A 5,125-nucleotide genomic window follows, 5' to 3' on the forward strand; every position below is an offset into this window, starting at 1 on the left:
GCGGATGAGTGGAGCTTGCTCCATGATTCAGCGGCGGACGGGTGAGTAATGCCTAGGAATCTGCCTGGTAGTGGGGGACAACGTTTCGAAAGGAACGCTAATACCGCATACGTCCTACGGGAGAAAGCAGGGGACCTTCGGGCCTTGCGCTATCAGATGAGCCTAGGTCGGATTAGCTAGTTGGTGAGGTAATGGCTCACCAAGGCGACGATCCGTAACTGGTCTGAGAGGATGATCAGTCACACTGGAACTGAGACACGGTCCAGACTCCTACGGGAGGCAGCAGTGGGGAATATTGGACAATGGGCGAAAGCCTGATCCAGCCATGCCGCGTGTGTGAAGAAGGTCTTCGGATTGTAAAGCACTTTAAGTTGGGAGGAAGGGCAGTAAGTTAATACCTTGCTGTTTTGACGTTACCGACAGAATAAGCACCGGCTAACTCTGTGCCAGCAGCCGCGGTAATACAGAGGGTGCAAGCGTTAATCGGAATTACTGGGCGTAAAGCGCGCGTAGGTGGTTTGTTAAGTTGGATGTGAAAGCCCCGGGCTCAACCTGGGAACTGCATCCAAAACTGGCAAGCTAGAGTACGGTAGAGGGTGGTGGAATTTCCTGTGTAGCGGTGAAATGCGTAGATATAGGAAGGAACACCAGTGGCGAAGGCGACCACCTGGACTGATACTGACACTGAGGTGCGAAAGCGTGGGGAGCAAACAGGATTAGATACCCTGGTAGTCCACGCCGTAAACGATGTCAACTAGCCGTTGGATTCCTTGAGGATTTAGTGGCGCAGCTAACGCATTAAGTTGACCGCCTGGGGAGTACGGCCGCAAGGTTAAAACTCAAATGAATTGACGGGGGCCCGCACAAGCGGTGGAGCATGTGGTTTAATTCGAAGCAACGCGAAGAACCTTACCTGGCCTTGACATGCTGAGAACTTTCCAGAGATGGATTGGTGCCTTCGGGAGCTCAGACACAGGTGCTGCATGGCTGTCGTCAGCTCGTGTCGTGAGATGTTGGGTTAAGTCCCGTAACGAGCGCAACCCTTGTCCTTAGTTACCAGCACGTTATGGTGGGCACTCTAAGGAGACTGCCGGTGACAAACCGGAGGAAGGTGGGGATGACGTCAAGTCATCATGGCCCTTACGGCCAGGGCTACACACGTGCTACAATGGTCGGTACAAAGGGTTGCCAAGCCGCGAGGTGGAGCTAATCCCATAAAACCGATCGTAGTCCGGATCGCAGTCTGCAACTCGACTGCGTGAAGTCGGAATCGCTAGTAATCGTGAATCAGAATGTCACGGTGAATACGTTCCCGGGCCTTGTACACACCGCCCGTCACACCATGGGAGTGGGTTGCTCCAGAAGTAGCTAGTCTAACCGCAAGGGGGACGGTTACCACGGAGTGATTCATGACTGGGGTGAAGTCGTAACAAGGTAGCCGTAGGGGAACCTGCGGCTGGATCACCTCCTTAATCGACGACATCAGCTTCTTCATAAGCTCCCACACGAATTGCTTGATTCATTGCGAAAGACGATTGGGTCTGTAGCTCAGTTGGTTAGAGCGCACCCCTGATAAGGGTGAGGTCGGCAGTTCGAATCTGCCCAGACCCACCAATTGTTGTGGGGTTTGGCCTTGTACGAATATGGGGCCATAGCTCAGCTGGGAGAGCGCCTGCCTTGCACGCAGGAGGTCAGCGGTTCGATCCCGCTTGGCTCCACCACTTACAGCGTCGTTGAGTAAGAGTTCAGAAATGAGCGTTCCAGGGGTTGCCTGTTGAATGTTGATTTCTGGTCTTTGACCGGTACGAAAATCGTTCTTTAAAAATTTGGGTATGTGATAGAAGTGACTGATGGACTGCTTTCACTGGCAGTTTGTCAATCAAGGTAAAATTTGCGTTGTTCTCAAGTGCAAATTTTCGGCGAATGTCGTCTTCACGTTATAGACAATAACCAGATTGCTTGGGGTTATATGGTCAAGTGAAGAAGCGCATACGGTGGATGCCTTGGCAGTCAGAGGCGATGAAAGACGTGGTAGCCTGCGAAAAGCTTCGGGGAGGTGGCAAACAACCTTTGATCCGGAGATGTCTGAATGGGGGAACCCACCTAACATAAGTTAGGTATCTTGCACTGAATACATAGGTGTAAGAGGCGAACCAGGGGAACTGAAACATCTAAGTACCCTGAGGAAAAGAAATCAACCGAGATTCCCTTAGTAGTGGCGAGCGAACGGGGACTAGCCCTTAAGTTGATTTGAGATTAGCGGAACGCTCTGGAAAGTGCGGCCATAGTGGGTGATAGCCCTGTACGCGAAAATCTCTTATCAATGAAATCGAGTAGGACGGAGCACGAGAAACTTTGTCTGAATATGGGGGGACCATCCTCCAAGGCTAAATACTACTGACTGACCGATAGTGAACTAGTACCGTGAGGGAAAGGCGAAAAGAACCCCGGAGAGGGGAGTGAAATAGATCCTGAAACCGTATGCGTACAAGCAGTGGGAGCCTACTTGTTAGGTGACTGCGTACCTTTTGTATAATGGGTCAGCGACTTATATTCAGTGGCGAGCTTAACCGAATAGGGGAGGCGTAGCGAAAGCGAGTCTTAATAGGGCGTTTAGTCGCTGGGTATAGACCCGAAACCGGGCGATCTATCCATGGGCAGGTTGAAGGTTAGGTAACACTGACTGGAGGACCGAACCGACTACCGTTGAAAAGTTAGCGGATGACCTGTGGATCGGAGTGAAAGGCTAATCAAGCTCGGAGATAGCTGGTTCTCCTCGAAAGCTATTTAGGTAGCGCCTCGTGTATCACTGCTGGGGGTAGAGCACTGTTTCGGCTAGGGGGTCATCCCGACTTACCAAACCGATGCAAACTCCGAATACCAGCAAGTGTCAGCACGGGAGACACACGGCGGGTGCTAACGTCCGTCGTGAAAAGGGAAACAACCCAGACCGTCAGCTAAGGTCCCAAAGTTATGGTTAAGTGGGAAACGATGTGGGAAGGCTTAGACAGCTAGGAGGTTGGCTTAGAAGCAGCCACCCTTTAAAGAAAGCGTAATAGCTCACTAGTCGAGTCGGCCTGCGCGGAAGATGTAACGGGGCTCAAACCATACACCGAAGCTACGGGTTCATCTTAGGATGAGCGGTAGAGGAGCGTTCTGTAAGCCTGTGAAGGTGAGTTGAGAAGCTTGCTGGAGGTATCAGAAGTGCGAATGCTGACATGAGTAACGACAATGCGAGTGAAAAACTCGCACGCCGAAAGACCAAGGTTTCCTGCGCAACGTTAATCGACGCAGGGTTAGTCGGCCCCTAAGGCGAGGCAGAAATGCGTAGTCGATGGGAAACGGGTTAATATTCCCGTACTTCTAGTTACTGCGATGGAGGGACGGAGAAGGCTAGGCCAGCACGGCGTTGGTTGTCCGTGTTTAAGGTGGTAGGCTGAGTGCTTAGGTAAATCCGGGCGTTCAAGGCCGAGAACTGATGACGAGCGTTCTTTTAGAATGCGAAGTGGTTGATGCCATGCTTCCAGGAAAAGCTTCTAAGCTTCAGGTAACTAGGAACCGTACCCCAAACCGACACAGGTGGTTAGGTAGAGAATACCAAGGCGCTTGAGAGAACTCGGGTGAAGGAACTAGGCAAAATGGCACCGTAACTTCGGGAGAAGGTGCGCCGGTGAGGGTGAAGTATTTACTACGTAAGCCCATGCCGGTCGAAGATACCAGGCCGCTGCGACTGTTTATTAAAAACACAGCACTCTGCAAACACGAAAGTGGACGTATAGGGTGTGACGCCTGCCCGGTGCCGGAAGGTTAATTGATGGGGTTAGCTAACGCGAAGCTCTTGATCGAAGCCCCGGTAAACGGCGGCCGTAACTATAACGGTCCTAAGGTAGCGAAATTCCTTGTCGGGTAAGTTCCGACCTGCACGAATGGCGTAACGATGGCGGCGCTGTCTCCACCCGAGACTCAGTGAAATTGAAATCGCTGTGAAGATGCAGTGTATCCGCGGCTAGACGGAAAGACCCCGTGAACCTTTACTATAGCTTTGCACTGGACTTTGAGCTTGCTTGTGTAGGATAGGTGGGAGGCTTTGAAGCGTGGACGCCAGTTCGCGTGGAGCCATCCTTGAAATACCACCCTGGCAACCTTGAGGTTCTAACTCTGGTCCGTTATCCGGATCGAGGACAGTGTATGGTGGGTAGTTTGACTGGGGCGGTCTCCTCCTAAAGAGTAACGGAGGAGTACGAAGGTGCGCTCAGACCGGTCGGAAATCGGTCGTAGAGTATAAAGGCAAAAGCGCGCTTGACTGCGAGACAGACACGTCGAGCAGGTACGAAAGTAGGTCTTAGTGATCCGGTGGTTCTGTATGGAAGGGCCATCGCTCAACGGATAAAAGGTACTCCGGGGATAACAGGCTGATACCGCCCAAGAGTTCATATCGACGGCGGTGTTTGGCACCTCGATGTCGGCTCATCACATCCTGGGGCTGAAGCCGGTCCCAAGGGTATGGCTGTTCGCCATTTAAAGTGGTACGCGAGCTGGGTTTAGAACGTCGTGAGACAGTTCGGTCCCTATCTGCCGTGGACGTTTGAGATTTGAGAGGGGCTGCTCCTAGTACGAGAGGACCGGAGTGGACGAACCTCTGGTGTTCCGGTTGTCACGCCAGTGGCATTGCCGGGTAGCTATGTTCGGGAGAGATAACCGCTGAAAGCATCTAAGCGGGAAACTTGCCTCAAGATGAGATCTCACTGGAGCCTCGAGCTCCCTAAAGGGCCGTCGAAGACTACGACGTTGATAGGTGGGGTGTGTAAGCGCTGTGAGGCGTTGAGCTAACCCATACTAATTGCCCGTGAGGCTTGACCATATAACACCCAAACAATTTGTTGTTTGTGTGTCAGACGGTTGAAGTCGACAACAAACCGAAAATTTGCCAGAACACGCAATACCAGACATCACATACCCAATTAGGGGAAGCGACTCAACACCGACTCCCCAACCGAATTGCTTGACGACCATAGAGAATTGGAACCACCTGATCCCATCCCGAACTCAGTAGTGAAACGATTCATCGCCGATGGTAGTGTGGGGTCTCCCCATGTGAGAGTAGGTCATCGTCAAGCTTCTAAAA

At 52.0% G+C, this 5,125-nt stretch carries 2 tRNA genes and 3 rRNA genes; all 5 read left to right on the plus strand.

Annotated elements, in window-relative coordinates:
* A 16S ribosomal RNA gene (locus tag AB5S05_RS21840) occupies positions 1-1,472 on the plus strand; the annotation flags it as partial.
* 65 nt (positions 1,473-1,537) lie between these two features.
* Positions 1,538-1,614, plus strand: a tRNA-Ile gene (locus tag AB5S05_RS21845).
* A gap of 31 nt (positions 1,615-1,645) precedes the next feature.
* Positions 1,646-1,721, plus strand: a tRNA-Ala gene (locus tag AB5S05_RS21850).
* A gap of 250 nt (positions 1,722-1,971) precedes the next feature.
* Positions 1,972-4,861: ribosomal RNA gene (locus tag AB5S05_RS21855) — 23S ribosomal RNA — on the plus strand.
* 140 nt (positions 4,862-5,001) lie between these two features.
* A 5S ribosomal RNA gene (gene rrf / locus AB5S05_RS21860) occupies positions 5,002-5,117 on the plus strand.
* The last annotated feature ends 8 nt before the right edge of the window (positions 5,118-5,125 follow it).

The organism is Pseudomonas zhanjiangensis (assembly GCF_041027545.1).
GTDB lineage: Bacteria > Pseudomonadota > Gammaproteobacteria > Pseudomonadales > Pseudomonadaceae > Aquipseudomonas > Aquipseudomonas zhanjiangensis.